Below are 25,764 nucleotides of genomic sequence, written 5' to 3'. Positions count from 1 at the left end.
AGGAGCACCCCATGAGCACGATCCTCATTGTGGAGGACGAGGCTCGAATCACGGCTTTCATTGCCAAGGGCCTCAAGGCGGCGGGTTACACCACTATGACGACGGCGCTGGGTGAGGAGGCCGTCGACCTGGCCGTGGCGGGGGGCGTGGATCTCATTGTCCTGGATGTGGGCCTGCCCGATATTGACGGCTTTGAGGTCCTGGAGCGCCTGCGCGGCCAGGGGGTGAGCACACCGGTCATTATGCTCACGGCCCGCTCCTCGGTGGCCGACCGGGTCGCCGGCCTGGAAGGAGGGGCCGACGATTACATGCCTAAGCCCTTCAGCTTCGAGGAACTGCTGGCCCGGATCCGACTGCGCGTGCGCACTGGGCAGCCGCAGGCCTCGGCCATGGTCCTGGACCATCAGGGCCTGTCCCTGGACCTGCGCACGCGTCGGGCGCAGGTGGAGGGGCGCAGCGTGGATCTTTCCGCCCGGGAGTTCGCCCTGGCGGAGACCTTCCTGCGCAACCCCGGCCAGGTGCTCAGCCGAGAACAGCTGTTGTCGGCGGTGTGGGGCTACGACTTCGACCCCGGCTCGAATGTGGTGGATGTGTATGTGTCCTACCTGCGGGCCAAACTCGGCAAGGAGCGCTTCGAGACGGTGCGCGGCATGGGCTACCGGCTGCGCTGAGGGCGCGGAGCGCGTTAACCGGCGGCATTGACATGATCATGGGCGCCTCATCGTGGGCGCCGGCATTAGTCTGCATTAGCCGGCATTAGTCGTCGTCGATGTCATCATCGTCGTCAATGTCATCGTCGATGTCGTCGGCATCGGGGCCGTCAGAGTCGTAGAGGTCATCGTCGTCGTCGACGAGCACGGGCGGTGCAGGCAGAACGGGGTCGGCCCCCACTGGCGCCTCCACGGCCGGCGCCTCCGGGCTCGGCTCGGCGGCGGGCAGGGCGGTCGCGGCCGTGGATGGATCCGTCACCGTGCTGGTGGGCCGGCCGGTGACTGTGACGCCGGGGCTGCGCACGCCGGAGGAGGAGGTGTTGGCCAAGGTGAATAGCAGCGCGCCCAGCAGGAAGCCGGCTGCCGTAATCATGACCAGCAGGCTGGCCAGTCGCGTGTGCTCAGCCATAATGTCCTCCTCAACGGGGCCGGCCCGACTGTCACTCCAGTGCACTGCGCGGTTGTGAGGTGGGGATCAAGGCTTCATGAGAATTCTCTTATTGTCCCTCTCACTGTGCGCCGAGCGCCAGGCCCCGGGAGGTCATGCGCCCGCCCTCCCGGCGCCCCACTGTGCGCCGGGCGCCGCAGTCCGGCCACGGGCGCGGCGGCGAACGGGCCCTGCCACTGCGCCGGGCGCCGCCGACCCGTCACAATGATCTGGTGAACGACTCTCACCCGACCTCCCTGCGCGCCGGCCTCATCACTCGAGTGCGTACCCTGCTCACCGCCCGGCCCGGTGGGCGCGTCATTGTCGGGCTGACGGGCGCGCCCGGGTCGGGGAAGTCCACCCTGGCCGGCGAGCTGGAGGCCGAGTTGAGCGACCGCGGCCTGCTGGCCGGCAGCGTGCCCATGGACGGGTTCCACTACTCCAACGCGGTTCTCGACGAGTTGGGCCGCCATGGCCGCAAGGGAGCGCCAGACACCTTCGACGTCGAGGGCTACCTGGCGGTCCTGGACCGGGTGCGGGCCGAGGGCGCCGCCCCGGTCGCGGTACCGGTCTACCGCCGTGACCTGCATGAACCGGTGGCCGCCGGGGCCCTGGTGCGCGGACCGGGGGCGGTGGTGACCGAGGGCAACTATTTGGCCCTGGACTCTCCCGGCTGGGCGGCGGTGCGCCGGCGCATTGACCTGTTGATCTTCTTGAAGGTCGCAGAGCCCGAGCTTGTCGCACGGCTGGTGGCCCGCCATGAGGCCTTCGGTCGCAATCGGGCCGCGGCCGCCCACTGGGTGCGCACTGTGGACCTTCCCAACGCTCATCTGGTGGAGGCCAGTGCCTCCCGCTGCGACGAGGTTTGGTCCTTGGCCTGAGCGCGGCGCTGAGCGCGCTGGGCCGGGCGCGACAACGCTGGTGCGCACTGTCGATCGGTGCCCGGCGCGGCTACTGTGGGTTTGCTCAGCAGCGGGCGCGGGGGCCGACCGCCGGAGGGGCGCGAATGTCCGTGGGAGCCGACCGCCGGAGGGCGCGAATGAAGGAGGCGGGCCATGAGCCAGGATCCTCTGTCGCTGTTCGAACCTGACCAGACAAGCCGACCGCTCGCCGACCGGCTGCGCCCCCAAGGGCTCGACCAGGTGGTGGGGCAGGAGCACCTGCTGGGCCCCGGGGGGCCGGTTGGGCGCATGGTCGGCGAGCACCGACTGGTGTCAATGATCCTGTGGGGGCCGCCGGGGTGCGGGAAGACAACGATCGCACGGCTGCTGGCCGAGCACACCGATCTGGTGTTCGAGCCATTGTCGGCCACCTTCTCCGGCGTCGCCGACCTGCGCAAGGTGTTCCAGACCGCGAGCAAGCGGCGCGCGGTGGGGCAGGGCACGCTCCTGTTCATTGACGAGATCCACCGTTTTAACCGCGCCCAGCAGGACTCCTTCCTGCCCTATGTGGAGGACGGCACCATTGTGCTGGTCGGCGCGACCACGGAGAACCCCAGCTTCGAGCTCAATGGGGCGCTCCTCTCCCGCTGCCGGGTGTTCGTCCTCAGGCGCCTGGACGAGGCCGCACTGACGACGCTCGCCGAGCGGGCTGAGCGGGCCAATGGCCGGCCCCTGCCCCTGGAGGCCGAGGCGCGGCAGGCGCTCATAGCCATGGCCGACGGCGATGGGCGCTACCTGCTCAACCTCATTGAACAGTTGCAGACCGTCCGCAGGCCGCTTGACGTGGCGGGCCTGGCCCGCCTCGTGCAGCAGCGCGCCCCGCTGTACGACAAGTCGCAAGAGGGGCATTACAACCTCATCTCGGCGCTGCACAAGTCCATGCGCGGCTCGGACCCCGATGCCGCCCTGTACTGGCTGGCGCGGATGCTCGACGGCGGGGAGGACCCTCTCTACATAGCCCGCCGCCTGGTGCGCTTCGCCACCGAGGATGTGGGGATCGCCGACCCGCAGGCGGTACAGCAGGCCCTGGCGGCATGGGACGTCTATGAGCGTCTGGGCTCCCCGGAGGGGGAACTGGCAATTGCGCAGGCCGTGGTCTACTTGGCGACAGCGCCGAAGTCGATCGCGGTGTATCGGGGTCTGGGCGCGGCCCGGAAGCTGGCGCGCCGCACCGGGTCGCTCATGCCGCCGGCGCATATTTTGAACGCCCCCACGCGCCTGATGAAGGAACTCGGCTACGGCAGGGGCTACCAGTACGACCCCGACACCCCGGAGGGGTTCTCCGGGGCGGACTACTTCCCCGAGGGCATGGAGCGCGAGCGGCTTTACCGGCCCACCACTCAAGGCTACGAGCGGGTTGTTGGCGATCGTTTGGCCGCGTGGGAGCACCTGCGCACTCACAAGCGTCTCCAGGAGCAGCACGACCGCGACCAGGAGGACCGGGCCGCAGTCGCACGGGAGGCGACCGACGAGGGGCCGGGAGCGCAGTAGCCAGGAGCACCGCCCCGACGCCACCTCCCCTCCAACGCCCGCCGCCCCCGACCGACGCCCCCTCCCCTCCAATCCCCTCCAACGTTTTGCTCACAGGACAACGGCCTTGGTTGTTGTCCTGTGAGCAAAACGTTGGAGGGTTGGTTGGCGAGGAGGGCCGGCCGTCCGGACTTACTCAGATCCAGTCGTGTTCAGGGACCCAGCTTGGCCGCGCCAGGGCAATGGAGGTGAGCAGAACCAACAGGACACTGCGTCGCGGATGTCGAGGTTTTTTCATCTTCCTACCGTAGGATCTGACGCCCCTTCGGGGAACGGGCAGGACTGCCCCTTCCCCGGGCCTGGGACGCCGCCCGCGCTCCACCACCGACCTGCCCGCACCCCGGCGCAGTGGACGACGCATGACGACACGGGGGGCAGCCGCAGGACGCCTCTTCAGGACCCGGCCGGGGAACGGTTCGCCAAGCGCTCGGTTTTGCGCTCCCACTCCCACTGGTGGAAGGAGCGGGAGGACATGGTCAGGAGCGTCAGCACGCTCAAGGCCGCCGAAACGATCAGGCCCCAGGAGGCGTGCCGGAACCCGACGGCGAAGACCTGAGTCATGACGCTGGTGATATTGAGGGTCAGGAACACCATGAGGGCGATGCGGCAGCGCGGGTGGCCGAACCAGATGGCCACTGCCAGTGCGGCAATGACCGCCATGACCAGGATCGTCATAATGACGACCACGCCCACGGCTGAGCGCGCGAGGTCCGGGTCCTCCGGGGTTTGAACGCTCCTGATCGCCTCAGCAACCCCCTCGTCGCTGAAGAACCGGACGGTATTGACAATCTCCAGCAGCACCAGGAGCAGGACGGCGCCAATGAGCTCTGGCGGGCGACGTCGTCGCGCCCCTGCCTCATGCCGTCTGGCTTGTGCAAGTTCTCCACTGTGCTGCGAGTTCGGTGCGCCCGGGGTCACTTCGTGCAGGTTGAGGACGTAGAGATCGCCATCGGTGACGACCCTGTCCCCACCACCGTTCTTATCGTGGTAGGCGGTGAAGAAGTCCGGCCAGATCTCCAGCTGCGCCGCCCGGCTGGCCCAGCGCACGTCGTCGACCACGTAGTCGCGTTCAACGTCAATATCGGCGTCGATCTTGTGCGTCACCTGGAAGGTGAGGGTCGACAGCCCCACGGAGCGGTCGTAGGTGGCGGCGGCCAGCCAGTCCACTTTCCGGCCGCCGGGCAGCACCCAGCCCTGCGGCACATGCCAGAAGCGGATGTGGTGGCGCTGAGCGGGGTTGCCCTCAACCTCCTTCTGGTAGGCGAAGTCCTGCTTGCGCCCGAAGAGCATGAGGTCGGATACCGGGGCCGCGGGGTAGGACCAGCGCAGCACCGAGGAGACAATGATGCCCCACGATGAGCGCAGGGTAATGGGGTCGGCGCGCACCCATCCGGCGGCGGCCATGGCCTCGTGGATGCCCTCCTCGTCCCCCAGGACGGCGAGGTTGACGGGGTCGCCCAGCAGCCCGTCGGCGGTGCGGGTGCGGCCGATGAAGTAGTCCGGCACGTAGAGCCAGGTCAGGACCTGGTGCAGGCGAGGCAGGGCCAAATAGGCCAGAACCGCCCAGAACAGCACGAGGTTGATCACTAGGCGCGGGTGCAGGCGCCAGCCCGATCCCAGCAGCACCCACGCCAACCATAAGGTGGCCAGGGCGGCGACGGCGAAGAACACCGCGTCGAGAACCTCGTCAACACCCCACCGGCGCGCCCCCGCCATCGATAGTTTGGCCGAGCCCGCCCGGTAAACCGGGGGGCGGGATGGGCGGTCGCGGGTGATCACCGCCCTCTCATTGTCAGCATCGGGGAGAGGGATCGCCGGGGGCACGGTCATGGGCGCATGATATCCGTTCTGAATCCTCGGCCCGACAGACCGCGGGGCCGGAGCGCCGTCGGCATGGACACAATCGGGTCATGGCCCCGAGACCGAAGCACCCCTCACCCCGCCGATCTCTCGTACCGGTACCGCCTCCGAGCTGATCGCCACTCTTGGTGCGCGCCTTGGGCGGAGGGTCGCGCGCGATCCCGGCGGGCGCGTGATCGTCGGGATCACCGGGGCGCCGGGATCCGACATCGCCGGCGATCACGGCACGGTGCCGCATCGCCTCATCCTGGCGGCGGCATCACAGGCCAACGCGCGGACAGGCCCTCATATGAGATAACAGCCCCCGGTATGAGATAACAACCGAGTTTTTGAGATAACTACCCTCGAGCATGAGATAACTGCCAGGCCTGGGGATGCCCCGGGCGCCCGCATCGCCCCCGCGCGGCAGAAGGAGAATGCGCACCGCCCCTCCCGCCGGGACCGGTCGAAGCCCGGATCAGCACCGGTTCCGGCGATCCTTCGGTTCGGCGCTCGCACGGCGGTTGGCCGACCTACGCTGGGGCCATGCTCGTGGCCTTCTCCGTGTCCCCATCCACCACTGACGACCCGGACGGGTCGATGTCCGCAGCGGTCGCCCGGGCGGTGCGCGTGTGCCGCGAGTCGCGCCTGCCCTGTGAGACGACGTCGATGTTCACCACCCTGGAAGGCGAGTGGGATGAGTGCATGGCAGTGGTCAAGCGCGCCTGCGAGGCGGTGGGCGAGGTCAGCCCGCGCGTGAGCCTCGTGCTCAAGGCGGACATCCGCCCGGGCTTCACCGGGCAGCTCACCGCGAAGGTCGAGCGCGTCGAGGCCCACCTGCGGGACCAAGGCTGAGAGCCGCAAGCCCGAAGACGCCACCGCGCCCCGCTATGGGACGGGGTGGACCTGACGACGGCGGAGCTCGACACCGGGCCGACGCCGGCCCGCGCAGTGCTGCGGGCAGGGTACCGGGCCGACGCCGGGCCCCAGCGCCCAGGTCATAGGTCTGGACGGGCCGGCCACGACATGTCACCCGTGGTGAACCCCTCTGGCACGACGGGTCGACCCTGATCTATGGTGGTAGGACTTGGGGCAGTAGCCCTCTGAAGTGAGCCCGGCAGCCTTCCGGACGGTGGGCGAGCCGGGTTTCGCGCACGCTACCTGCAGGGATTGACCTGCTATCTCCTTCGGGGTCATACTGAACTGCCGCCGCACCACGGTGCGGAGTGGAAGTAAGCGCCGGTGCACCCGTGTTGTCATGTGGGCCCGGCGTTCGCGTTTCCTACCTGGGGTCAATCTTCTCTAGCCGCACACGGCCAGCGATATGCTTCCAGCCAGTGTCCATGCCAGCAAGATGATCACCCAACGCCCCGACCACCTGGTCCGGAACCCAGAGTCGCCGTTCCTCGCGGCCGAACCTGTGCTTAAGGCGAAACGTGCTTCCCACCACCTGCGACTGGCGCGCCAAGGCGATGCTGCACTCATCTTTCTCATCCTGCACACGCTGCCGCCGCTCAAGGACAAGCTCGCTCACGCCGAACTCCGAATCGAGGATCACGGCAAGATTAACAAGTGCTCGCTGCCTGGCACGCTCCTCACCGCCACCCCCTGAAGGAAGAGGAGAAGCCATCACAACGACGTGCAGGGCATCATGACGACCAATAGTGAGACACACAGCAACCTTATTTTTCGGAACATGATCTCTCCAGTGGAGCTTACCTCGACTACGTGCGTACCCAGATAAATCATCGGCAAGATCAGGATGGCTGTCATCACAGATATACGCACCCAGCAAATACATTGACTTCGGAACACCCGTGCGCCGAATACTCTCGTCGCCGTAAGCAACCTTCGCCACCGCGACTTCCCTCTGTTCAGGTATCTACTGCCGTCTCACAGCATGCAGGACACGCAGCCCTCGACCTCGGTGCCGGTCAGGGCGGCCTGGCGCAGACGGATGTAGTACAGGGTCTTAATGCCCTTGCGCCAGGCGTAGATCTGGGCGCGATTGACATCGCGGGTCGTGGCCGTGTCGGGGAAGAACAGGGTGAGGCTCAGGCCCTGGTCCACGTGCTGGGTGGCCGCCGCGTAGGTGTCAATGATCTTCTCCGGGCCGATCTCATAGGCGTCCTGGTAGTACTCCAGGTTGTCATTCGTCATGTAGGGCGCCGGGTAGTAGACGCGCCCGATCTTGCCCTCCTTGCGGATCTCAATCTTGGCGACGATCGGGTGAATCGAGGAGGTCGAGTTATTGATGTAGGAGATCGAACCGGTGGGCGGCACCGCCTGTAGGTTCCGGTTGTACAGGCCGCCCTCCTTGACCCTGGCCGCCAGCTCCGCCCAGTCGGAGCGGGTGGGGACCTTCACCGAGGACGCCTCGAAGATCGCCTTGACCTTCTCGGTGACCGGGACGAAATCCTGCGTCATGTACTTCTCGAAGAACTCGCCACTGGCATAAGCCGAGTCCTCGAAGCCCACGAAACTCTCCCCGCGCTCCACCGCCAGCTCATTGGAGGCGGCCAGCGCCGCATACAGCACGCAGGCGAAGTAGACATTGGTGAAATCCAGGCCCTCCTCGCTGCCGTAGTGGATTCGCTCCCGGGCCAGGAAGCCGTGCAGGTTCATCTGCCCCAGGCCAATGGCGTGGGATTCCCGGTTGCCGCGGTCAATAGAGGGCACACTGGGCAGGCGGGTCTGGTCACTGACCGCCGTCAGACCGCGCACGGCGGTGCGGATGGTGCGGGCGAAGTCCGGGGAGTCCATCGTCTTGGCGATATTGAGGGACCCCAGGTTGCAGGAGATGTCCTTGCCGACATGCGCGTAGGACAGGTCCTCATTGAGCCGGCTGGGCTCGCCCACCTGAAGGATCTCGGAGCACAGGTTCGACATGACGACCTTGCCCTTGATGGGGTTGGCGCGGTTCACCGTGTCCTCGAACATGACGTACGGGTACCCGGACTCGAACTGGATCTCGGCCAGGGTCTGGAAGAAGGCGCGGGCGTTGATCTTCGTTTTCTTAATGCGCCCGTCGTCCACCATTTCCCGATACTTTTCGGTGACGTTGATGTCAGCGAAGGGCGCCCCGTAGACGCGCTCGACGTCGTAGGGGCTGAAGAGGTACATGTCCTCGTTGTTCTTGGCCAGCTCGAAGGTGATGTCCGGGATGACCACCCCCAAGGAGAGGGTCTTAATGCGGATCTTCTCATCGGCGTTCTCGCGCTTGGTGTCCAAGAACCGCATAATGTCCGGGTGGTGGGCGTGGAGGTACACCGCGCCGGCACCCTGGCGGGCGCCGAGCTGGTTGGCGTAGGAGAAGGAGTCCTCCAGGAGCTTCATGACCGGGACCACGCCACTGGACTGATTCTCAATGCGCTTAATGGGGGCGCCCATTTCCCGCAGGTTGCTCAGCAGCAGGGCCACACCGCCGCCGCGCTTGGACAACTGCAGGGCGGAGTTAATGCCTCGGGCGATGGACTCCATATTGTCCTCGATGCGCACCAGGAAGCAGGAGACCGGCTCCCCGCGCTGCGCCTTGCCCTCATTGAGGAAAGTGGGGGTGGCCGGCTGGAAGCGGCCGGTCATCATCTCTTCAATGAGGTCCAGGGTCAGCTGCTCGTCGCCGTCGGCCAGGGCCAGGGCCACCATGGTGACGCGATCCTCGAAGCGCTCCAGGTAGCGCTTGCCGTCGAAGGTCTTGAGCGTGTAGGAGGTGTAGTACTTGAACGCCCCCAGGAAGGTCTCGAAGCGGAACTTATGGGCGTAGGCGGCCGCAAAGGCGGCCTTGACGAACTCCGGGGAGTACGCCTCCAGGACGTGGGCCTCGTAGTAGCCCTCCTCGGCCAGGTACTCCAGCTTCTCCTCCAGGTCGTGGAAGAAGACGGTGTTCTGATTGACGTGCTGAAGGAAGTACTGGCGCGCGGCCTGACGGTCGGCGTCGAACTGGATTCGCCCGTCGGCGTCGTACAGGTTCAACCTCGCGTTGAGGCCGTGGTAGTCCAGCTCCGGGGGGAGCGCTGCATGAGAGCCGTTAGAGCCGGTGCCCGTCAGCGTGTCTGCCAAAACTCATCCAATCCTTGTGTGACGCGCTCGACGTCGGTCGGGGTTCCCAGCAGCTCGTAACGGTAGAGGAGGGGCACTCCCAGCTTGCTGGCGATAATGTCACCGGCCAGGCAGTAGGCCTCGCCGAAGTTGGTGTTGCCCGAGGAGATCACCCCGCGGCACAACGACCGGTTGTGCGGGTCGTTGAGGAACCTTATGACTTGCTTGGGCACGGCGCCCTTGACAGAGCCCCCGCCGTAGGTGGGGACGAGGAGCACGTACTCCTCCCCCACCTGCAACGGGGGGTCCTTGGGGTGCAGCGGGATCCGCGCCGAAGGGAAGCCGAGCTTGCCCACGAATCGGTGTGTGTTCTCCGAGGCGGAGGAGAAGTAGACCAGAAGGGGCTTGTCCCTCACGACTGCTCGGCGCCCGCGATCAGATGGCGACGGCCTCGGCAGCGGCAGCGAGGGCCTTGATCTTGTCGGGGCGGAAACCTGACCAGTGCTCGCCACCGGCCACAACCACGGGGGCCTGGGCGTACCCCAGGGAGCGCACCTGGTCCAGGGCCGCGACGTCCAGCGAGATATCAACGGTCTCATAGGACAGGCCCGCCTTATCCAGGGCGCGGTAGGTGGCAGTGCACTGAACGCACCGGGGCTTGCTGTAGACGATAATCGTCATCGTGAGGCCTTCCTGCGATTGTTTAAGGCGAGCTGCTACCCCGGCGCACCGCCGCACACGGCTCTTGTACCGGTATAACAACACCATTGCAATTTTCGGGAGGGCATGCCTCCCCTGCCACACAAGACACTACCCCTAGTGGTGCAAGCTCGCCACCACCCCAAGATGCTGTGTCTGTCGTGGTCTTGTGCACATCCCGCCTCCTCCTTGTGGACAGCCCCCGATCCCTTGTGGATAAGGGGTGGACAGCCGCCGGCCGGCCCTGGCCAGAAGCACTGAAAGCCTTGGGCGACTTCCGCAGAACGACGGTCTCACAGGGGTACGACACGAATTCACTCCGTTAACCACAGCCACTGCGCCCGCCCCGCCGGCACCTCACCCACACCCTGGGGAGGAACCGCAGAAAATCCTTCTCCGAAAACACGCACCTCGGCGTGTCGCCCCCGGTTGGGCGTGCTACCGTCCCAAGCGCCAGCACTTGGTTGACGCCCAGGAGGTCACGCATGGACGCCGCCGCCCGCCGCGCCGCCATTCTGCGCCGTCTGGAATCCGCCGACCGTCCGCTGTCGGCCTCCCTCCTCGGCGAGGAGATGGGGGTCTCCCGCCAGGTCGTCGTCGGCGATGTCGCCCTGCTGCGAACCTCCGGCAGCCCCGTCCTGGCCACCAACCGCGGTTATCTTCTGGCCCGCCCCTCGAACCGTCCGCGCCGCTCCTTCTACGTCCAGCACACCCGCGAGGACATCGCCGCCGAACTCGCCGTGATCATTAATGAGGGCGGGGCGGTCCTGGACACCTCTATCGAGCACCGCCTCTATGGGCAGATCACGGTTGACCTTCACCTGCACTCCCGGGCCGAGGTCGAGGCCTTCCTCAGGCGCCTGGAGAACTCCTCGGCCCTGTCCGAACTCACCAACGGCTGGCACACCCACACCGTTGAGGCCAACTCCGAGGCCGCCCTCGACGCCATTGCCGCGGGCCTGGATCGGCTCGGCTTCCTGCGCGAGGCCCAGTAGACCCGGCCAGTGCGACCGCCCCGGCACACGGGGCGCCTCAGCGCCCGACGGCCCGGGCAAGCGCCCCGATGGCCCGGACAATCCCGCCAGGCCCACCGCGGAAGCCACCGGTGGCGCTCGCCGCTCCGTGCCTGCCACGGTGGCGCTCGCCGCCCCGCCCGACACGGCGAAGAGCCGGCGCCACCCCAACAATGCTACTGTCATGACACATGACGTGACAGAAGGATGGTGGTGCGCCCCGGCCGAGCCGGCCCGGCACCACCGGACTCCTCCCCGCACCCAGGAGCCCCCATGACCGCCGACGCGACCGCCCCCACTGAGACAACCGCACCCCCGAGCGCGCCCCCGAGGCGAACCGCCCCGGTTCCACGGGCGGCCCTGCGGCTCAAGGCCATTGCCCACCGCATTCTCATTGAGGGCCTGACCGGCATGACCCACGGCCTGTTCGGCACCCTCATTGTCGGCACCATCCTGGTACAGGTCGGTGGCCTCCTGCCCGGCGCCGCCGGCACCGCCCTCATCCTCCTGGGCCGGGTGGCCTCCTCCGTCACCGGCGCCGGCATTGGCCTGGGCACCGCTCGCCGTCTGGGGGCCGATACCTTCGTCGTCGTGTCGGCGGCCGTCGCCGGGCAAATCGGCGCCCTGGCCTCCGGCCTGCTGGCGGGCAGCGCTCTGGTGACCGACGACGTCGGCACCGCCCTGCTCCTGCGCGGCCCCGGCGAACCACTGGGCGCCTTCCTGGCCGCCTACACCGCCGTCGAAGTTGGTCGCCTGGTTTCCGGGCGCACCCCCGTGGATATCCTGGTCACCCCGCTGAGCTGCATTGTCGCCGGCGGCGGCGCCGGATTGCTGGTGGGCCCGCCCATCTCCCGGACCATGACCGCCCTGGGCGGGCTGGTCAACTGGGGCACTGAGCGCCAGCCCCTCCTCATGGGGGTCATTGTGGCTGTCATTATGGGCATGGTCCTGACCCTGCCCATCTCCTCAGCGGCCCTGGGGGTCATTCTGGGACTGTCGGGCATTGCGGCCGGGGCGGCCACTATTGGCTGCACCACCCAGATGGTGGGCTTCGCGGTGGCCTCCTTCCGGGAGAACCGCTGGGCCGGACTGCTCGCACAGGGCCTGGGCACCTCCATGCTCCAGGTGCCCAATATTGTGCGCCGCCCCCTGATCTGGGTGCCGCCCACGCTCGCCTCAGCCATTCTGGGCCCGGTGGCCACGGTGGCGCTCCACCTGGAGAGCAATGCGGTGGGCTCGGGCATGGGCTCAGCGGGGCTGGTCGGCCAGATCATGACCTGGCAGACCATGTCCCCCACCACCTCCGGCGGGACACTGCTGGCCACCATCGTGCTATTCCACTTCCTGGCCCCCGCCGCACTGACGCTCCTCATAAGCGAGGTCATGCGGGCCCGCGGCTGGATCAGGCCCGGGGACATGGCGCTGGCCGCGGCCTGAGGGGCGGCCAGGGCCACCCCGGCGACCTCATACCCCCGGAACACGCCTTTCACAGCTCCCTCACGGGCTCGGCTCCTTGACTGAGGGCCTGAAGGCGCGGCAGCAATGCGGCCGTGCACGACCTCGACCCCAGGAGCCCCCATGACTCTGACCTCGCTCATCCCCATACTGGCCTATGTCGCCGTGGATCTGGTGGCCCTGACCATCCTGGTCGGCGCCCTCTACATCCCCCGCCACGGCCGCAAGGACCTTGTGGCCGCCTACATTGGCGTCAACGTCGGCGTCTTGGCCGTCACCCTGCTGCTGGCCAGCGCCAGTGTCACCGCAGGACTGGGCCTGGGGCTTTTCGGCGTCCTGTCAATCATCCGCCTGCGCTCCACCGAGATCTCCCAGGGTGAGATCGCCTACTTCTTCGCAGCCCTCGCCCTGGGGCTCCTCGGCGGCATCCAGACGGCGCCCCTGGCCCTGGTGGCCCTGCTCATGGCGCTGGTGGTGGCCGCCCTGCTCATGGGCGACCACCCGGCGCTACTGTCCCGCAGCCGCCACCAGATCATCCAGCTCGACCGCGCCATTGCGGACGAGACGGCGCTGACCGCCCACCTCGAGCAGCTTCTGGGCGGTCACGTGCGCTCCCTGGAAGTCCAGCGCCTGGACCTGGTCAACGACACCACCCTGGTCGCGGTGCGCTACCGGCTGGCCCGTCGCCCCAGCGCCCCGCCCCGGCCAGTCGGGGCCCGCCACCTGGCCCCGGCGGCCTCCGCCGGCGTCCAGCACGCCATGAGCGCCTGACCCCGGCCCGACCCGGCCCCCAGGAGATGACGGAGATAACGACGATGACGGAGATGACCATGTGCACGGCGACGCGCCTGCGCACCCGCGCCCTGCCCACCACCGGCCTGGCCGAGCTCCAGGCCGAGGCCAGCCTGCTGACCCGCATTGACCGCAAATACCTGGTTCCCCTGGAGGCCGCCCAACAGCTCGTGGATTCCCTGGCCGAGCACGCCCGGGTTCTTCAGATCAACGGTGTGCGCACCTTCGCCTACGCCTCGACGTACTTCGACACCCCCGGACTCGACTCCTACCTGCTGGCCGCCCGCAAGCGCCGTCGGCGCTTCAAGGTGCGCACCCGCTCCTACCTGGATTCCGGCCTGTGCTTCTTGGAGGTCAAGACCCGCGGCGCCCGCGGCGCAACCGTCAAGCAGCGCAGCCCCTGGAACATTGACAGCGCCGACCGGCTCACCGACCAGGGCCGGGCCTTCGTGGCCCAGGCGCTGTGCTCCTCGGGCACCTGCCCGCCCAGTGCCGCCGGCGAGGTGGTGCACGCCCTCACCCCGACCCTGGCCACCACCTACCAGCGCCACACCCTCCACCTTCCCGCCAATCAGGCTCGCGTCACCCTCGACACCCGTCTGTCCTGGTGGCGGCTCGACCCGCACACCGCCCTCCCCCTGGCCGAAGCGAGCCTCGGGGACCTGGCCGTTGTCGAAACGAAGAGTCCGTCGTCGGGCCCCGGCCCCGCCGACCGCCTCCTGTGGGAGTGCGGGCACCGCCCCTCGACCATCTCGAAGTACGCCACCGGCCTGGCCCTGCTGGAGCCGCACCTTCCCGCCAACAAATGGCACCGGCTCCTGACCGGGGCCCTGGCGGCCTGAGACCACCGCACCCACGTAAGGACTGAAGAATATGAGCAACCCACTGCGCGCCCGCGTCATCAACCGGCGCTCCACCCGCCGCGTCGGAGGCGCCACCGCCCTCCTGGCCGCCATCGCCCTGGCGGCCGGCTGCCAGGGAGGCTCCGTCACCTCCACTGGTACGTCGTCTGGTACGTCGTCGGTGACTGCGGCCTCCACGAGCCAGGACTCCGAATCCACCGCCACCGTGTGGACCGAGATCACCGCCGACGTCGCCGCCGCCTCCACGGGCGCCACCGTCGCCGAGATTGCGGCCGCCAACGCGGAGGTCACCGACTCGACCACCACGGCCGATGACGCCGGCACCTACGATTCGGCCTCAGCCACCACCATCACCCTGGAGGGGGGCGGTGCGAGCGCCTCGGGCACCGACGCGGCCTCGGTGAGCGTGGACGGCTCAACCGTCACCATAACCGGCGGGGGCACCTATGTCCTGTCCGGGACGTTGAGCGACGGCCAGCTGGTGGTCAACGCCCCCGATGAGCAGGTGCGCCTGGTGCTGGACGGCGCCACGGTCACCAACACCGACGGCGCCGCCGTCGTCATCCAAGACGCCGGGGACGCCATTGTGGTCCTGGCCCGGGGCTCGACGAATACGCTCGCCGACGGCGCCACCTACGCCGACACCTCCACCGACGCCCCCAGTGCCGCCCTGTGGTCCTCTGACACCCTGACGATCACCGGCACCGGCTCCCTGAAGGTCACTGGCTCCTTCAATGACGGCATCTTCTCGAAGAACGGCCTCATTGTCACCGGGGCCACCACCATAACCGTGGACGCCGCCGACGATGGCCTGCGCGGCAAGGATTATCTGGTGGTGGAGTCGGGGACGCTGAACGTGACCGCAGGCGGGGACGGCCTGAAGTCCTCGGAGGACACTGAAGTCGACAAGGGCTTCGTGGCCCTGGGCGGGGCGAGCATCACCATTAGTGCCGGGGACGACGGCGTGAGCGCCACCACTGATGTGACCGTCGCCGGCACCACGCTGACCATCACCGCCGGCGGCGGCACCGCCAACGCTGTCGCTGAGGAGCAGGGCGGCCCCGGCCAGCAGGCCGCGGAGGACACCTCCGCCTCCCCCAAGGGCGTTAACGCCGCCGTGAGCTACACCCAGGACTCCGGCACCGTCACCATTGACGCCGCCGACGAGGGAATCCAGGCCGTCTTCATCAACGTCGGCGGCGGGACGCTGAACATCGCCTCAGGCGACGATGGCATAAACGCCTCCAATGGCGACCTGACCGTTGCCGGCTACGGGGAGGTGGACTCCGAGGCCGACGACGGCTCTGTCCTGACAATCTCAGGGGGCACCGTGCAGATCTCCCACACCTATTCCGATGGTATTGACTCCAACGGCTCGGCGGCCGTGACCGGGGGGCTGGTGGTGGTCAATGGCACCACTGGCTCCATGGACGGCCCGGTGGACACCAATGGCGCCGCGACGCTGGTCGGTATCACGGGGGGACCGAGCGTGAGCGCCGGGGACACGATCACGGTCACGGCCGCCGATGGGACGACGCAGACTCTGACCTCCGCCTTGAGCGCCGAGGCCATAACGGTGCTGGGGCTCGTTGAGGGCCAGCAGTACGTGGTGGCGACTACTTCGGGCGGCTCGACCACCGGCACCGCCGCCTCGCTGGCCACCGACATGGGACCGGGCACGGGGCCGGACATGGGCCCGGGCGCGGATCCGGGCGCGGGCGGGGGCCCCGGCGGCAACTGACATGGCGCCCGGACCGGCGACGCCGGTGGAGGAGTGCTCCCCAAGCGGGCGCCGTCGGCCGGGAATCGCAGGATTCCAGGCATTGGGGCCGCGTCCGGGGCCGGGGCGGTGTCCGGGGCCGGGGTCGCAGTGCGCTCCCCACCGGCGTCATTGTCTGATCCGGCGGACCCACGCAGTCGCGTCCGCGGGCAGGATTCCCGCCTCGACCGGGGCGCTGGCCGCCAGCAGCTCTCCTTCGGGGAGCCGGGCCGGCCGACCGAAAGCGGTCCAGCACTCCAGGTCGCCGCGGGCGAAGGCCAGGACGTGGGCGGGGGTGTCCAGCCAGCGCAATTCGGCAGCCCCGGCTGCCCCGGCCGCCCCGGCCGCGCCCCACACCCGTCGGCGCAGTCGCAGGCCGCGCCGGTACAGGGCCAGGGTCGAGTCGGCGCGGGCCCAGCCGGCCTCCACACTGTGGCGGCCCCAACCCCGGGGCTGGGGCAGGTGGGGGTCGGCGCCCCGCTCGGGCCCGAAGCCGTAGGAGCTGCCGCTGACCGTCCACGGCAGGGGCACGCGGCACCCGTCGCGGCCCTTCTCCACCGTGCGGTTGCGGAAGGCCAGCGGGTCCTGGAGGCGGTCTTCGGGGATGTCGGGGACTTCGGGCAGCCCGAGTTCGTCGCCCTGGTAGATGTACATGGTGCCGGGCAGGGCCATCTCGAGTAGGGCGACGGCCCGGGCGCGCCTGCTGCCGGCTTCAGGGTCGTTGGCGGGAGCGGCGCCGTCGGTGAGGATCCAACGACGGGCGAGGCGCTGGGAAACGCCGCCGGGGCCGGCCTGACCATGGTCGGCGGGGGCGCCGTCGGCCAGGTCGAAGCCGAAGCGGGTGGCGACCCGCGGGGTGTCATGGCATCCCAGGGCCCAGGTGGTGGTGCCGCAGGCGGCCAGGTCCGCCACCCCGGCGTCAATGGCCCAGCGCAGGGAGGCGGGGGTGAAGTCGGCGTCCTGGAGCTGGAAGTTGAAGCACTGACCCAGGCCGGCGGCATAAGCGGGCCGGCGCGGCGGCTGCACCCACGCTTCGGCCACGGCGAAGCGCGGCGGATCATAGGAGCTGAGGACGTCGCGCCAGGAGCGGTAGATCTCGTGGACCTGGTCGCGGTCGAACAGGGGGTGGGAGCCGTCGTGGGGCAGTGGCCACGAGAGGCTCTGGGCGTCGGGGGGCAGGGGGGCGTCCAGGTCCTTGGCCATTCCGTGGGCGACGTCAACGCGGAAGCCGTCCACGCCCCGGTCGCACCAGAAGCGCAAAGTGGTCAGGAAGTCGGCGCGCACCATCGGGTTGTCCCAGTTGAGGTCGGGCTGCTGGGGGCTGAAGATGTGCAGGTACCACTGGTAGGGGCGGGGCGTGCCCGGGCCGGTCAGTGGGGTGCCGTCGGCGTCGAGGTCGGTGATGCGCTCCCAGGCGGGGCCGCCGAACACCGAGCGCCACTCGTTGGGCGGGTTCATGCCGTCGGGGCCCGTGCCGGGGCGAATGTGGTAGAGGGCGCGTTCGGGGGCGTCGGGGCCCCCGGCCAGGGCGGCGCGGAACCACCGGTGACGGTTGGAGGAGTGGTTGGGGACGATGTCGACGATCACCCTTATGCCGGCGGCGTGGAGGGCGGCGACCATGCGGTCGAAGTCGGCGAGGGTGCCGACCTCGGGGGCGACGTCGCGGTAGTCGTCGACGTCGTAGCCGCCGTCGGCCAGGGCGGAGGGGTAGAAGGGGGAGAGCCAGACGGCGTCCACACCGAGTGCGGCGAGGTAGGGGACGCGGCTGGTCACGCCGCGCAGGTCGCCAATGCCGTTGCCGTCGGAGTCGGCGAAGGAGCGCGGGTAGATCTGGTAGACGACGGCGTCCTTCCACCATTGGCGCACCGGCCCGGCCCCTGTCGGCTCTGTCGGGCCTGTCAGATCGTGAATCGCGCGGGTCTCGGCCGGGGAATGCGCCCGTGAATCGTCCATCAGAGCATCATGCCAGCCGCTATTGACACGATTTACCACTGACACGATCAGCACTCCACGACATTGACCGCCAGCCCGCCGCGGGACGTCTCCTTGTACTTGGCGTGCATATCCTCACCGGTCTGGCGCGGCGAGCATGCGCAGCCACAAGACCGCGTCATCGCGACCGTCCTGGTGCCCGCGGTTCAGGCCCCGGGCTCAGTCCGTCGAACGCACCAGCCACCAGGCGGCGTAGGGGGGCACGGGGACCTGGCCGTCCCCGGCGCCGGCCAGGGAGGCCGAGCCGAAGGGGACGGTGTTAGTCAAGGCGTCCACCGCTCCGAGCACGCCGTATTCGGCCAGGCGCCACGCCGGGATGGAGCGCCAGTCGGGAGTGGCGTTGTAGACGCCGACGAAGCTGCCTCGGGGGTGGTCGCGGTAGGTGACCAGGACGCCGTCGTCGTCAACCGGGGCGATCTGCGTGCGCACATCGGCGCTGAGCTGGGGCAGGGAGGCGCGCACCTTCGCCATGTGCTCCAGTTCGGTGAAAACCCGCCCCTCGATCGTATTGCGGTCATGGCGGTTGTTCATGCGCGCCTGGTCCAGGACGGGGCGCCCCGCCCAGCGGGTGTCGTGCTCGTGGCCGGGCTCGGTGTCCCAGTTGGGGTCGTTGAACTGGGCGAGCTCGTCGCCGCTCCACAGCACCGGCACACCGCCCCAGGCGTAGAGGATGGCGTAGGCCATGCGCATGGCGTTGAGCCGCTCCTCGCGCCACGTCCGCAAGGAATCGATCTCGAAGTCCGGGGTGCCGTCGTCAATGCCCTCAATGGCCTCGGCCACGGCCTCCAGGCCAATGAGGGAGGCGGCGGTGCCGGCAATGCGGCGGTCGTTGGTGACCGGGTTGTACTGGAAGACCAGGCCGCGGGCGTCGCTGGTGGGGTAGTTCCCGGTGTACCAGTCGGCCAGGAAGACCCGATGCCAGTAGCCCTCCAGGCCCACGGCCCGCGCATCGTCGTCGTCAATGGCCCAGCCAATGTCGTCATGGCTGCGCAGATAGGTGATCCAGGTGGCGGTGGAGGGCTCGACGGGCAGGCTGGACAGGGCGCGGGCGGCGAGGTTGACGTCGCGGGTGGCGAGCATGGACCAGACCTGGACCATGAGGGCGTTGTGGTAGGCCAGGTCGGAGACCTTGCCCGTGTAGCGGCCCTGGCCCAGGTACTGGAGGAGCTCGGTGGCGGCCACAATGGCTTCGGCCTTGAGATCGACGGCGGGGCAGGCAATGCGGGTAATGGCGCGCAGCACCTCGGTAATGGCGTGGACCTCCGGCTGCCCCTGGCAGTCGGTGCCCTTGCGCTTGATCATGAAGGCTATGGCGTCCATGCGCAGCACTTCGACGCCGTGGTTGGCCAGGTTCAGGATAATGGAGACGAACTCCTCCATGACGTGGGGATTGCGCCAGTTCAAGTCCCACTGGAAGGTGTTGAAGGTGGTCCACACCCAGCCCTCGACCTCCTCGTCCCAGGTGAAGTTGCCGGGGGCCGAGTCGGGGAAGACGTCGGGCAGGGTCCGCTCGTACTCGTCGGGCTCGGTGCGGTCGGAGAAGATGAGGAAGTAGTCGTGGTAGCGCGACTCGCGCGCCCGGGCGCGCTGGACCCATTCATGCTCGGCGGCCACATGGTTGAGCACGAGATCGACCACCAGGCTCATCCCCTCCTTGCGCAGCTCGGCGGTGAGCGCGGCCAGGTCCTCCATGGTGCCCAGGTCGGGGCGCACGGTGCGGTAGTCGGCCACCGCGAAGCCGCCGTCGGAGTCCCCGGGGCGGGGGGTGAGCAGGGGCATGAGGTGGAGGTAGTTGACCCCGAGTTCGCGCAGGTAGGGGATGCGTTGGATGACCCCGCGCAGGTTTCCGGCGAAGCGCTCGGTGTAGGCGGAGTAACCGATGCGGCTGGGGTCTTGGATCCAGGTGGGGTCCAGGGTGCGGGCCAGGTCCAGGCGCCGCAGCTCGGGGAGGCGCTCGGTGTAGGCGCGGGCGGCGTCAGCCATGAGCGTTGCCGCCGTAGCGGTAGCGGCCGGTCCGTAGAGGGTGGCCAGGCCGTCAAGGACGTCAGGGAGCCAGCGCTCCAGGCGGGTGAGGAAGATGTCGCGCTCGGAGGTACCGAGCCCAACAAGAATCGGCTCGACGGCGTCGCGGACGGCGGTCGGCACGCTATCGAGCGGCTGGACGTCGGAGGGAGCATGGACATGCGCAGCGCTCATGTTCCTATGGTCGCCGATAAGCACCGCCAAGAACAGGTGCTTCGCGACGGGAGTAGGCCGGAGGACCCGCCGGTGCCGGGCGCAACCCGACCGCCTGGTGAGAAGCGCCGCGCCCCGTTTAGGCCGTCGCCGCACCAGGGGGCAGGCTTGACTCATGACACGCATCGCCCTCGCCATCGCCGGATCAGAGGCCTCAGGCGGCGCTGGCGCCCAGACCGACCTCAAGACCTTCCATCAGCTGGGTGTTTTCGGCGCCACGGCCCTGACCTGCATTGTCTCCTTCGACCCCGCCCACGACTGGAACCACCGTTTCGTGCCGGTCGACCCTCAGGTGATCGCCGACCAGATCGAGGCGGCCGTCGGCGTTCACGGGAGCATTGACGCGGTCAAGATCGGCATGCTGGGCACTCCGGCCACCGTTGAGGTCGTAGCCCGGGCCCTCGATCACTACGCCTTCCCCCAGGTGGTCCTCGACCCGGTCCTGATCTGCAAGGGCCAGGAGCCCGGTGCCGCCCTGGATGTGGACAACGCCCTGCGCGAGCTGGTGCTGCCCAAGGCCAACGTCGTCACCCCCAACCTCTTCGAGACCCGGGTGCTGGCGGGAGTCGAGGAAATCACTAGTGTCGAGGCCCTCAAGGACGCCGCCAAGCGCATCTACGACCAGGGCGTCCCCCACGTGGTCGCCAAGGCCGGCACACTGCTGGACACCGGGACCGCCCTGGACGTTTACTACAACGGCACGGACCTGGAGGTGCTCGAGGCGCCGGCCGTCGGTCGCGAGCGGGTTTCGGGCGCCGGCTGCACCCTGGCGGCCGCCATTGCCGCTGAAATCGCCAAGGGGGCGACGCCGCTGGCGGCCACCCGTACCGCCAAGAGGGTTGTCGTGTCGGCCATAGAGAACAAGATGCACGGCAAAGCCCCCTTCGACTGCGTCTACCAGGGCGCCTACCGTCCCTGATCCCGGTCGACGCCGGCCCAACGGGTCGGCCCAACGGAGTGGGGACCCGCACCCCGAGTCCTCCTCCCGGGGCGCATTGACCCTGCCAATCCGCCCCGGGCCGGCTACTGCGAAGGCCGACGGGCGATTCACTCGTAGGCGGGCTCGGGGGTAATGTCGCGGGCCATATTGGCGAAGCGCGACAGGTGCCCCTGGAAGGCCACGGGAATGGTGCGGGTCTGGCCGTTGCGGTGCTTGGCCACAATAATGTCCGCCTCCCCGGGCCGCTCCTCAGGGGTGTAGTACTCGGGGCGGTGCAGCAGCATAATGATGTCGGCGTCCTGCTCCAGGGATCCGGACTCGCGCAGGTCACTCATCTGGGGCTTATTGCCGGTGCGCTGCTCGGGGCCGCGGTTGAGCTGGGCGACGGCAATGACCGGGATCTCCAATTCCTTGGCCAGGAGTTTAAGGGAGCGGGAGAACTCCGAGACTTCCTGCTGGCGGGACTCAACGCGCTTGCCCGAGCTCATGAGCTGGAGGTAGTCAATAACCATGAGCCCCAGTCCGGAGTGCTGTTTGAGCCGCAGCGCCTTGGAGCGGATCTCAGGCATGGTCAGGTTCGGGGAGTCATCAATGAACAGGGGCGCCTCGGAGACCGGGTTGTAGGCGCGGGCCACGTCCTCCCAGTCGCGCTCCTCCATCTGGCGACCGCCGCGCAGCTTATTCATGTCTACCCCGGACTCGGCGGCCAGAATGCGCATCATGAGTTCCATGCGGCCCATCTCCAGGGAGAAGTAGCACGAGGGGATGGGGGGCTTGCCGCCGACGCGGATGGAGGCCGAGCGGCAGAAGTCGACGGCGAGCGTGGACTTGCCCATGGCCGGGCGCGCGGCGACGATAATCATCTGCCCGGGGTGAAGTCCGCCGGTGAGTTCGTCAAGCTCGACAAAACCAGTGGGCACGCCCGTGACGCCGCCGGTCTCTCGACTCTGACCGGCCTCAATCTCCAGGTTGGCCTCATTGAGCAGTTCTCCGACCGGGATGTAGTCCTCCTTCTCGCCCTCGGAGTGGGCCACGGAGTAGACCTCGGCCTCCGCCAGAGTGACGAGGTCGGCAATATCGCCGGCGTCCGTGGAGTAACCCAACTGGGCGATGCGGGTGCCGGCCTGCACCAGGCCCCGCATGAGCGATTTCTCCTTGACAATGCGCGCGTAGTAGGCGGCGTTGGAGGCGGTGGGGACGGTCGCCATAAGCGAGGCGAGGTAGGGGGCGCCGCCCACGCGCTCCAGCTCGCCGCGCTTGGCCAGTTCGTCGGCCACAATGAGCGGGTCGGCGGGCTCGGAGCGGTTGTAGACCTCGATAATGGCGGCAAAAATCGACTCGTGAGCGGGCCGGTAGAACTCGGTGCCCCGAAGCACCTCAATAACGTCGGTGATGGCCTGTTTACTCAGGAGCATCCCGCCCAGGGTCGCCATCTCCGCATCGAGGTCCTGGGGCGGGAGGCGATCGAAGGCGTCGTCGAAGCGGGCGCCGGTCGGGGCGTACTCCCGGCCGGTGCCGGGCGCGCCTCCAGGTTGTGGGGCACTCGCAGTGTGATCAGTGTCGCTCATGAGGGCCTTCCGTCTCAGCGCGCCCAGAGTGGGCCGCGCGCGACCCTAGCGGCGAAGGACCCCACCCGCAAACGCTTCAGAGGACCGGATGTGGACAGTGCCCCCACCCCTGTGGAAACAGCGCTTTCCTCTGGGGACGCCACGCGGCGACAACTGTGGAGCTCGCTGTGAACAGGCCTTCCCCACAACCGCCTCAACCTCGGTTTTCCTTGGCACTCCAACGAAAAACGACACTTGGAGAACGCACAGGCGAGACAGACAAAGCGCGATCAAAAATTGTGGATAAGTGGACATCTCTGTGGACAACCCGTCCGCGAGTGAGCCTCCGCCCCTCCCGGACCGATTCCCGGCCCGCATTGGCGCGCATTGGCGCACGGGGCGTCATGAGACACTGGCGGGTCATTGTGAGGAGAGGACCTTGACCCCATCGCGCCCCCGCACCGGCTTGGACCGGCGTATTCTCGCCCTGGCCGCGCCGTCCCTGGGAGCGCTCGTGGCCGAGCCGCTTTTCGTGCTCATCGACTCCGCCATGGTGGGTCATTTGGGGGCGGACGCCCTGGCGGGGCTGTCGCTGGCCTCCACGGTCCTGACCACTGCTGTCGGCGTCTTCGTCTTCCTGGCCTATGCGACCACCGCCGCCACCGCGCGCCATCTGGGGGCGGGGCGGCGCACCGAGGCCCTGCGCGCGGGCGTCGATGGGATATGGCTGGCACTCGCCCTGGGCGTGGTCACCGGCACTCTGCTGTGGATTTGCGCCCACACGCTGACCGTCGCCCTGGGGGCCGGCGACGAGGTCGCTCATGCCGCCACCGCCTACCTGCGCGCCTCCGCTCCGGGCCTGCCCGGAATGCTCGTGGTCCTGGCCGCCACCGGGGTCCTGCGGGGTCTGCTCGACACCCGCACCCCTTTCGTGGTGGCCATTGCCGGCGCACTGCTCAATGTCGGGCTCAATGCGGTGCTCCTCTACGGGGTGGGCATGGGGGTGGCCGGCTCGGGCGCCGGCACGGCGGTCGCCCAGAGCGTCATGGCTGTGGCGCTGTGCCTCCCGGTACTCCGGGCGGCACGTGCGGCGGGGGTGCCCCTGCGCCCTCACCGCTCGGGCCTGGGCGCCTCGCTGGGGGCGGGGGCACCCCTGCTGGTGCGCACCCTGTCACTGCGCGCCGCCATCCTTCTCACGGTCTGGGCGGCCACGGCCCTGGGGACGCATGCCCTGGCGGCGCACCAGATTGTCACCGCCGTGTGGAATCTGAGCGCATTCACCCTGGATGCGCTGGCTGTGGCCGCGCAGGCGTTGATTGGCACCGCCCTGGGTCAGGAGGAGGCTCGGCGCGGTTCCACGGCGCTGCCGGCGGGCGTCGAACCGGCCCCGGGCGAGCGCGTCGAACCGTCGTCCGCCCCGGGGCCCGGGCGCATTGAGGCGCCATTGGGGGTTGAGACCGTGCTGCGCCGCACGCTGGTTTGGGGCGCGGGAACTGGCGTCGTGATCGGGGTGGTGCTGGTGGGCGCCAGCCCCTGGCTGCCCCTCTTGTTCACCACCGACTCGGCGGTGTCCCTGACCGCCGGCCCGGCGCTGGTGCTGGCCGGGTGTGCCATGCCCCTGGCGGGGGTCGTCTTTCTTCTCGACGGCGTGCTCATTGGCGCTGGGGACGGGCGCTACCTCGCGCGTATGGGGCTGCTCACTCTGGCGCCCTACGCCCCACTGGCTGTGCTGGTGGCCCGTGGGTGGCCGGTCGACGGCGACGGCGGCCTGGTGTGGCTGTGGGCGGCTTTCGCCGTGGTTTTTATGGGGTCGCGGGCACTGGTCAATGGCCTGCGCGCCCGGGGCACAGCCTGGCGGCACTAACCGGATCTGCCTGACCGGCCGGGCCAGCCGGGTCTGGCCGAGCCAGTCGGATCGGCCGGGCCAGCCGGGCCTGGTCGAGCCAGTCGGATCGGCCGGATCGGTTGGATCGGCCGGACCTGGCCCCATCGGACCTGGCCGAGCCCCTCACCCTTGTTCGGCATGAGCGCAAGCTTGTGGCCGGCCCGTGGGTCTCAATGACCGACGGGAATGGTCATTCCTGTCCGCGGGTCGGCGACTCGCCTTCATGACGCCTTCACTCCTGACCTGCGCGCCTCCCCTGCTCTCGAGGCTCTCGAGCCGGGGACTCGCCCGCGGGCGTCGTGTCATCGATGCCGGGGTGGAGGGGCTTCTCCTCGGCGGCCGCCAGCCGGCGCTGGAGAGGCTCCAAGGCGCGGCGCGTGGCCAGGGTGCTGGGGTGGTCGGGGCCCAGCACACGCTCGTAGTCCACCAGCACCGATTCAAGCAGAGATACCGCCCGCTCCAGGTCACCAGCCGCCAGGCGCTCGCCAGCCAGCGCACGAGCATGAGCCGGCTCTCCAGGCTCGCCTCCTCATCGCCCTTTCGTACGTGGTCCGTCACGTACAAATGTACGTCGTCCTCCACGTATATTTCTACGTGGAGGACGATGTACATCCCGGAACCCCCCAACACCCCGATGAGAAGACCTCATTGGCTCTGCTCGTGGCGGTGTTGCACATTCTTCTTGCGTCGGTCTGCAAGGAATCGTTGGTATCTCAACGATCCCTCGTTGCAGGAGATCGGTTCGGCAAAGATGAATGTGCAACGACGTACCCATTCGCACATTCATCCCATCCCCGGGCCCCTAGATCCCGAGCAGATCCGCAGGATTCCGCGCCTCACCACTCCTTGAGGGAAGAAAGAATGTGCAATGTCCAGGCCCGGGCGCGGCTCCATCCCGGACAACTCGCCCTGGACCTGGAGGGGCCCACACGTGCCGGCACAGTGGCTCAGGCGAAGCGCTCGGCCCTGCTGTGGGACATGCTGACCAGCGTGTACGAGCATCTAGGGCTGGGCCGTCAGGCCCGACTTGCCCAATGAACTCACCTGTCAGGGGCTCCACACGTTGTCATCACCGATGTCCGGGTTAAGGCCTACTCAC

General features: G+C 68.4%; 21 protein-coding genes and 1 pseudogene. 12 read left to right on the top strand and 10 right to left on the bottom strand.

Going from position 1 to position 25,764, the window contains the following annotated elements:
- The first annotated feature begins 11 nt into the window (after positions 1-11).
- Positions 12-671 (top strand): response regulator transcription factor, encoded by a 660-nt coding sequence (locus tag EUC46_RS07155; protein ID WP_128773492.1) that lies wholly within the window; start codon positions 12-14, stop codon positions 669-671.
- Positions 672-756: 85 nt separating this feature from the next.
- Here the strand turns inward: EUC46_RS07155 and EUC46_RS07150 are convergent, their stop codons facing one another.
- Positions 757-1,119: a hypothetical protein gene (locus tag EUC46_RS07150; RefSeq protein ID WP_128773491.1), complete on the bottom strand. Its 363-nt coding sequence runs from the start codon at positions 1,117-1,119 to the stop codon at positions 757-759.
- A gap of 275 nt (positions 1,120-1,394) precedes the next feature.
- Between EUC46_RS07150 and EUC46_RS07145 the strand changes: the two genes are divergently transcribed.
- Together EUC46_RS07145 and EUC46_RS07140 are read left to right on the top strand one after the other, a co-directional pair.
- Positions 1,395-2,018: a nucleoside/nucleotide kinase family protein gene (locus EUC46_RS07145; RefSeq protein WP_241655461.1), complete on the top strand. Its 624-nt coding sequence runs from the start codon at positions 1,395-1,397 to the stop codon at positions 2,016-2,018.
- A gap of 174 nt (positions 2,019-2,192) precedes the next feature.
- Entirely contained in the window at positions 2,193-3,569 is a 1,377-nt protein-coding gene (locus EUC46_RS07140) for a replication-associated recombination protein A (protein WP_128773489.1), read from the top strand.
- Between the two features lie 432 nt (positions 3,570-4,001).
- Here EUC46_RS07140 and EUC46_RS07135 read toward each other — a convergent pair whose 3' ends face one another.
- Entirely contained in the window at positions 4,002-5,438 is a 1,437-nt protein-coding gene (locus tag EUC46_RS07135) for an LssY C-terminal domain-containing protein (RefSeq protein ID WP_128773488.1), read from the bottom strand.
- A gap of 555 nt (positions 5,439-5,993) precedes the next feature.
- Between EUC46_RS07135 and EUC46_RS07130 the strand changes: the two genes are divergently transcribed.
- A complete protein-coding gene (locus EUC46_RS07130; protein ID WP_128773487.1) occupies positions 5,994-6,302 on the top strand; it encodes a thiamine-binding protein in 309 nt (102 codons plus the stop codon).
- A 427-nt stretch (positions 6,303-6,729) separates the two neighbouring features.
- Here the strand turns inward: EUC46_RS07130 and EUC46_RS07125 are convergent, their stop codons facing one another.
- From EUC46_RS07125 to nrdH, 4 genes are read right to left on the bottom strand one after another with little or no spacing between them, the layout of a single operon-like run.
- On the bottom strand, positions 6,730-7,305 hold the full coding sequence (locus EUC46_RS07125; RefSeq protein WP_128773486.1) for a hypothetical protein: 576 nt from the start codon (positions 7,303-7,305) through the stop codon (positions 6,730-6,732).
- 35 nt (positions 7,306-7,340) lie between these two features.
- Entirely contained in the window at positions 7,341-9,506 is a 2,166-nt protein-coding gene (nrdE, locus tag EUC46_RS07120; protein ID WP_128773485.1) for a class 1b ribonucleoside-diphosphate reductase subunit alpha, read from the bottom strand.
- A complete protein-coding gene (gene nrdI, locus EUC46_RS07115) occupies positions 9,491-9,901 on the bottom strand; it encodes a class Ib ribonucleoside-diphosphate reductase assembly flavoprotein NrdI (RefSeq protein WP_128773484.1) in 411 nt (136 codons plus the stop codon). The genes nrdE and nrdI overlap by 16 nt, the downstream gene beginning before the upstream one ends.
- Before the next feature lie 19 nt (positions 9,902-9,920).
- Positions 9,921-10,166: a glutaredoxin-like protein NrdH gene (gene nrdH / locus EUC46_RS07110; protein WP_128773483.1), complete on the bottom strand. Its 246-nt coding sequence runs from the start codon at positions 10,164-10,166 to the stop codon at positions 9,921-9,923.
- Positions 10,167-10,669: 503 nt separating this feature from the next.
- Here nrdH and EUC46_RS07105 point away from each other — a divergent pair.
- The 5 genes and pseudogenes from EUC46_RS07105 to EUC46_RS07085 all read left to right on the top strand — a co-directional run bounded on the left by EUC46_RS07105 (position 10,670) and on the right by EUC46_RS07085 (position 16,048).
- Entirely contained in the window at positions 10,670-11,179 is a 510-nt protein-coding gene (locus EUC46_RS07105; RefSeq protein ID WP_128773482.1) for a transcription repressor NadR, read from the top strand.
- A gap of 291 nt (positions 11,180-11,470) precedes the next feature.
- Positions 11,471-12,634, top strand: coding sequence for a PTS sugar transporter subunit IIC (locus EUC46_RS07100; RefSeq protein ID WP_128773481.1), 1,164 nt, complete (start codon positions 11,471-11,473; stop codon positions 12,632-12,634).
- 141 nt (positions 12,635-12,775) lie between these two features.
- Positions 12,776-13,354, top strand: a pseudogene (locus EUC46_RS07095) (DUF4956 domain-containing protein); the annotation flags it as partial.
- Between the two features lie 95 nt (positions 13,355-13,449).
- A complete protein-coding gene (locus EUC46_RS07090) occupies positions 13,450-14,286 on the top strand; it encodes a polyphosphate polymerase domain-containing protein (protein WP_421701468.1) in 837 nt (278 codons plus the stop codon).
- Between the two features lie 31 nt (positions 14,287-14,317).
- The gene (locus EUC46_RS07085) at positions 14,318-16,048 is read left to right on the top strand and encodes a carbohydrate-binding domain-containing protein (protein ID WP_128773479.1); all 1,731 of its coding nucleotides are present in this window, start codon (positions 14,318-14,320) and stop codon (positions 16,046-16,048) included.
- A gap of 147 nt (positions 16,049-16,195) precedes the next feature.
- Here EUC46_RS07085 and EUC46_RS07080 read toward each other — a convergent pair whose 3' ends face one another.
- Positions 16,196-18,019 (bottom strand): glycoside hydrolase family 13 protein, encoded by a 1,824-nt coding sequence (locus EUC46_RS07080; protein ID WP_128773478.1) that lies wholly within the window; start codon positions 18,017-18,019, stop codon positions 16,196-16,198.
- Between the two features lie 198 nt (positions 18,020-18,217).
- On the bottom strand, positions 18,218-20,254 hold the full coding sequence (locus tag EUC46_RS07075) for an alpha-amylase family protein (protein ID WP_128773477.1): 2,037 nt from the start codon (positions 20,252-20,254) through the stop codon (positions 18,218-18,220).
- A gap of 154 nt (positions 20,255-20,408) precedes the next feature.
- On the opposite strand from EUC46_RS07075, the gene EUC46_RS07070 reads away from it, so the two are divergent.
- Positions 20,409-21,212, top strand: coding sequence for a hydroxymethylpyrimidine/phosphomethylpyrimidine kinase (locus tag EUC46_RS07070; RefSeq protein ID WP_128773476.1), 804 nt, complete (start codon positions 20,409-20,411; stop codon positions 21,210-21,212).
- A gap of 128 nt (positions 21,213-21,340) precedes the next feature.
- On the opposite strand, the gene dnaB is transcribed toward EUC46_RS07070, so the two are convergent.
- A complete protein-coding gene (gene dnaB / locus EUC46_RS07065) occupies positions 21,341-22,801 on the bottom strand; it encodes a replicative DNA helicase (protein WP_128773475.1) in 1,461 nt (486 codons plus the stop codon).
- 418 nt (positions 22,802-23,219) lie between these two features.
- Between dnaB and EUC46_RS07060 the strand changes: the two genes are divergently transcribed.
- Positions 23,220-24,644, top strand: a complete 1,425-nt coding sequence (locus EUC46_RS07060; protein WP_241655457.1) for an MATE family efflux transporter — start codon at positions 23,220-23,222, stop codon at positions 24,642-24,644.
- Positions 24,645-24,897: 253 nt separating this feature from the next.
- On the opposite strand, the gene EUC46_RS12735 is transcribed toward EUC46_RS07060, so the two are convergent.
- Complete coding sequence (locus tag EUC46_RS12735) at positions 24,898-25,128, bottom strand: hypothetical protein (RefSeq protein WP_338324472.1); 231 nt, start codon at positions 25,126-25,128, stop codon at positions 24,898-24,900.
- Positions 25,129-25,526: 398 nt separating this feature from the next.
- Here EUC46_RS12735 and EUC46_RS12530 point away from each other — a divergent pair, with 398 nt between their 5' ends.
- Entirely contained in the window at positions 25,527-25,703 is a 177-nt protein-coding gene (locus EUC46_RS12530; protein ID WP_164918771.1) for a hypothetical protein, read from the top strand.
- Positions 25,704-25,764 lie beyond the last annotated feature (61 nt).

It is taken from the genome of Actinomyces oricola, from assembly GCF_004104015.1.
GTDB classification, from domain to species: domain Bacteria; phylum Actinomycetota; class Actinomycetes; order Actinomycetales; family Actinomycetaceae; genus Actinomyces; species Actinomyces oricola.
The sequence above is the reverse complement of the archived record's forward strand: the minus strand, read 5'-3'. Positions and strand labels throughout refer to the sequence as shown.

Excerpts from the sequence above, each read along its gene's own strand:
- EUC46_RS07155 (WP_128773492.1), top strand. The coding sequence starts at position 12 with ATGAGCACGATCCTCATTGTGGAGGACGAGGCTCGAATCACGGCTTTC.
- EUC46_RS07150 (WP_128773491.1), bottom strand. The coding sequence starts at position 1,119 with ATGGCTGAGCACACGCGACTGGCCAGCCTGCTGGTCATGATTACGGCA.
- EUC46_RS07140 (WP_128773489.1), top strand. The coding sequence starts at position 2,193 with ATGAGCCAGGATCCTCTGTCGCTGTTCGAACCTGACCAGACAAGCCGA.
- EUC46_RS07135 (WP_128773488.1), bottom strand. The coding sequence starts at position 5,438 with ATGACCGTGCCCCCGGCGATCCCTCTCCCCGATGCTGACAATGAGAGG.
- EUC46_RS07130 (WP_128773487.1), top strand. The coding sequence starts at position 5,994 with ATGCTCGTGGCCTTCTCCGTGTCCCCATCCACCACTGACGACCCGGAC.
- nrdH (WP_128773483.1), bottom strand. The coding sequence starts at position 10,166 with ATGACGATTATCGTCTACAGCAAGCCCCGGTGCGTTCAGTGCACTGCC.
- EUC46_RS07105 (WP_128773482.1), top strand. The coding sequence starts at position 10,670 with ATGGACGCCGCCGCCCGCCGCGCCGCCATTCTGCGCCGTCTGGAATCC.
- EUC46_RS07100 (WP_128773481.1), top strand. The coding sequence starts at position 11,471 with ATGACCGCCGACGCGACCGCCCCCACTGAGACAACCGCACCCCCGAGC.
- EUC46_RS07090 (WP_421701468.1), top strand. The coding sequence starts at position 13,450 with ATGACGGAGATAACGACGATGACGGAGATGACCATGTGCACGGCGACG.
- EUC46_RS07085 (WP_128773479.1), top strand. The coding sequence starts at position 14,318 with ATGAGCAACCCACTGCGCGCCCGCGTCATCAACCGGCGCTCCACCCGC.
- EUC46_RS07080 (WP_128773478.1), bottom strand. The coding sequence starts at position 18,019 with ATGGACGATTCACGGGCGCATTCCCCGGCCGAGACCCGCGCGATTCAC.
- EUC46_RS07075 (WP_128773477.1), bottom strand. The coding sequence starts at position 20,254 with ATGAGCGCTGCGCATGTCCATGCTCCCTCCGACGTCCAGCCGCTCGAT.
- EUC46_RS07070 (WP_128773476.1), top strand. The coding sequence starts at position 20,409 with ATGACACGCATCGCCCTCGCCATCGCCGGATCAGAGGCCTCAGGCGGC.
- dnaB (WP_128773475.1), bottom strand. The coding sequence starts at position 22,801 with ATGAGCGACACTGATCACACTGCGAGTGCCCCACAACCTGGAGGCGCG.
- EUC46_RS12530 (WP_164918771.1), top strand. The coding sequence starts at position 25,527 with ATGTGCAATGTCCAGGCCCGGGCGCGGCTCCATCCCGGACAACTCGCC.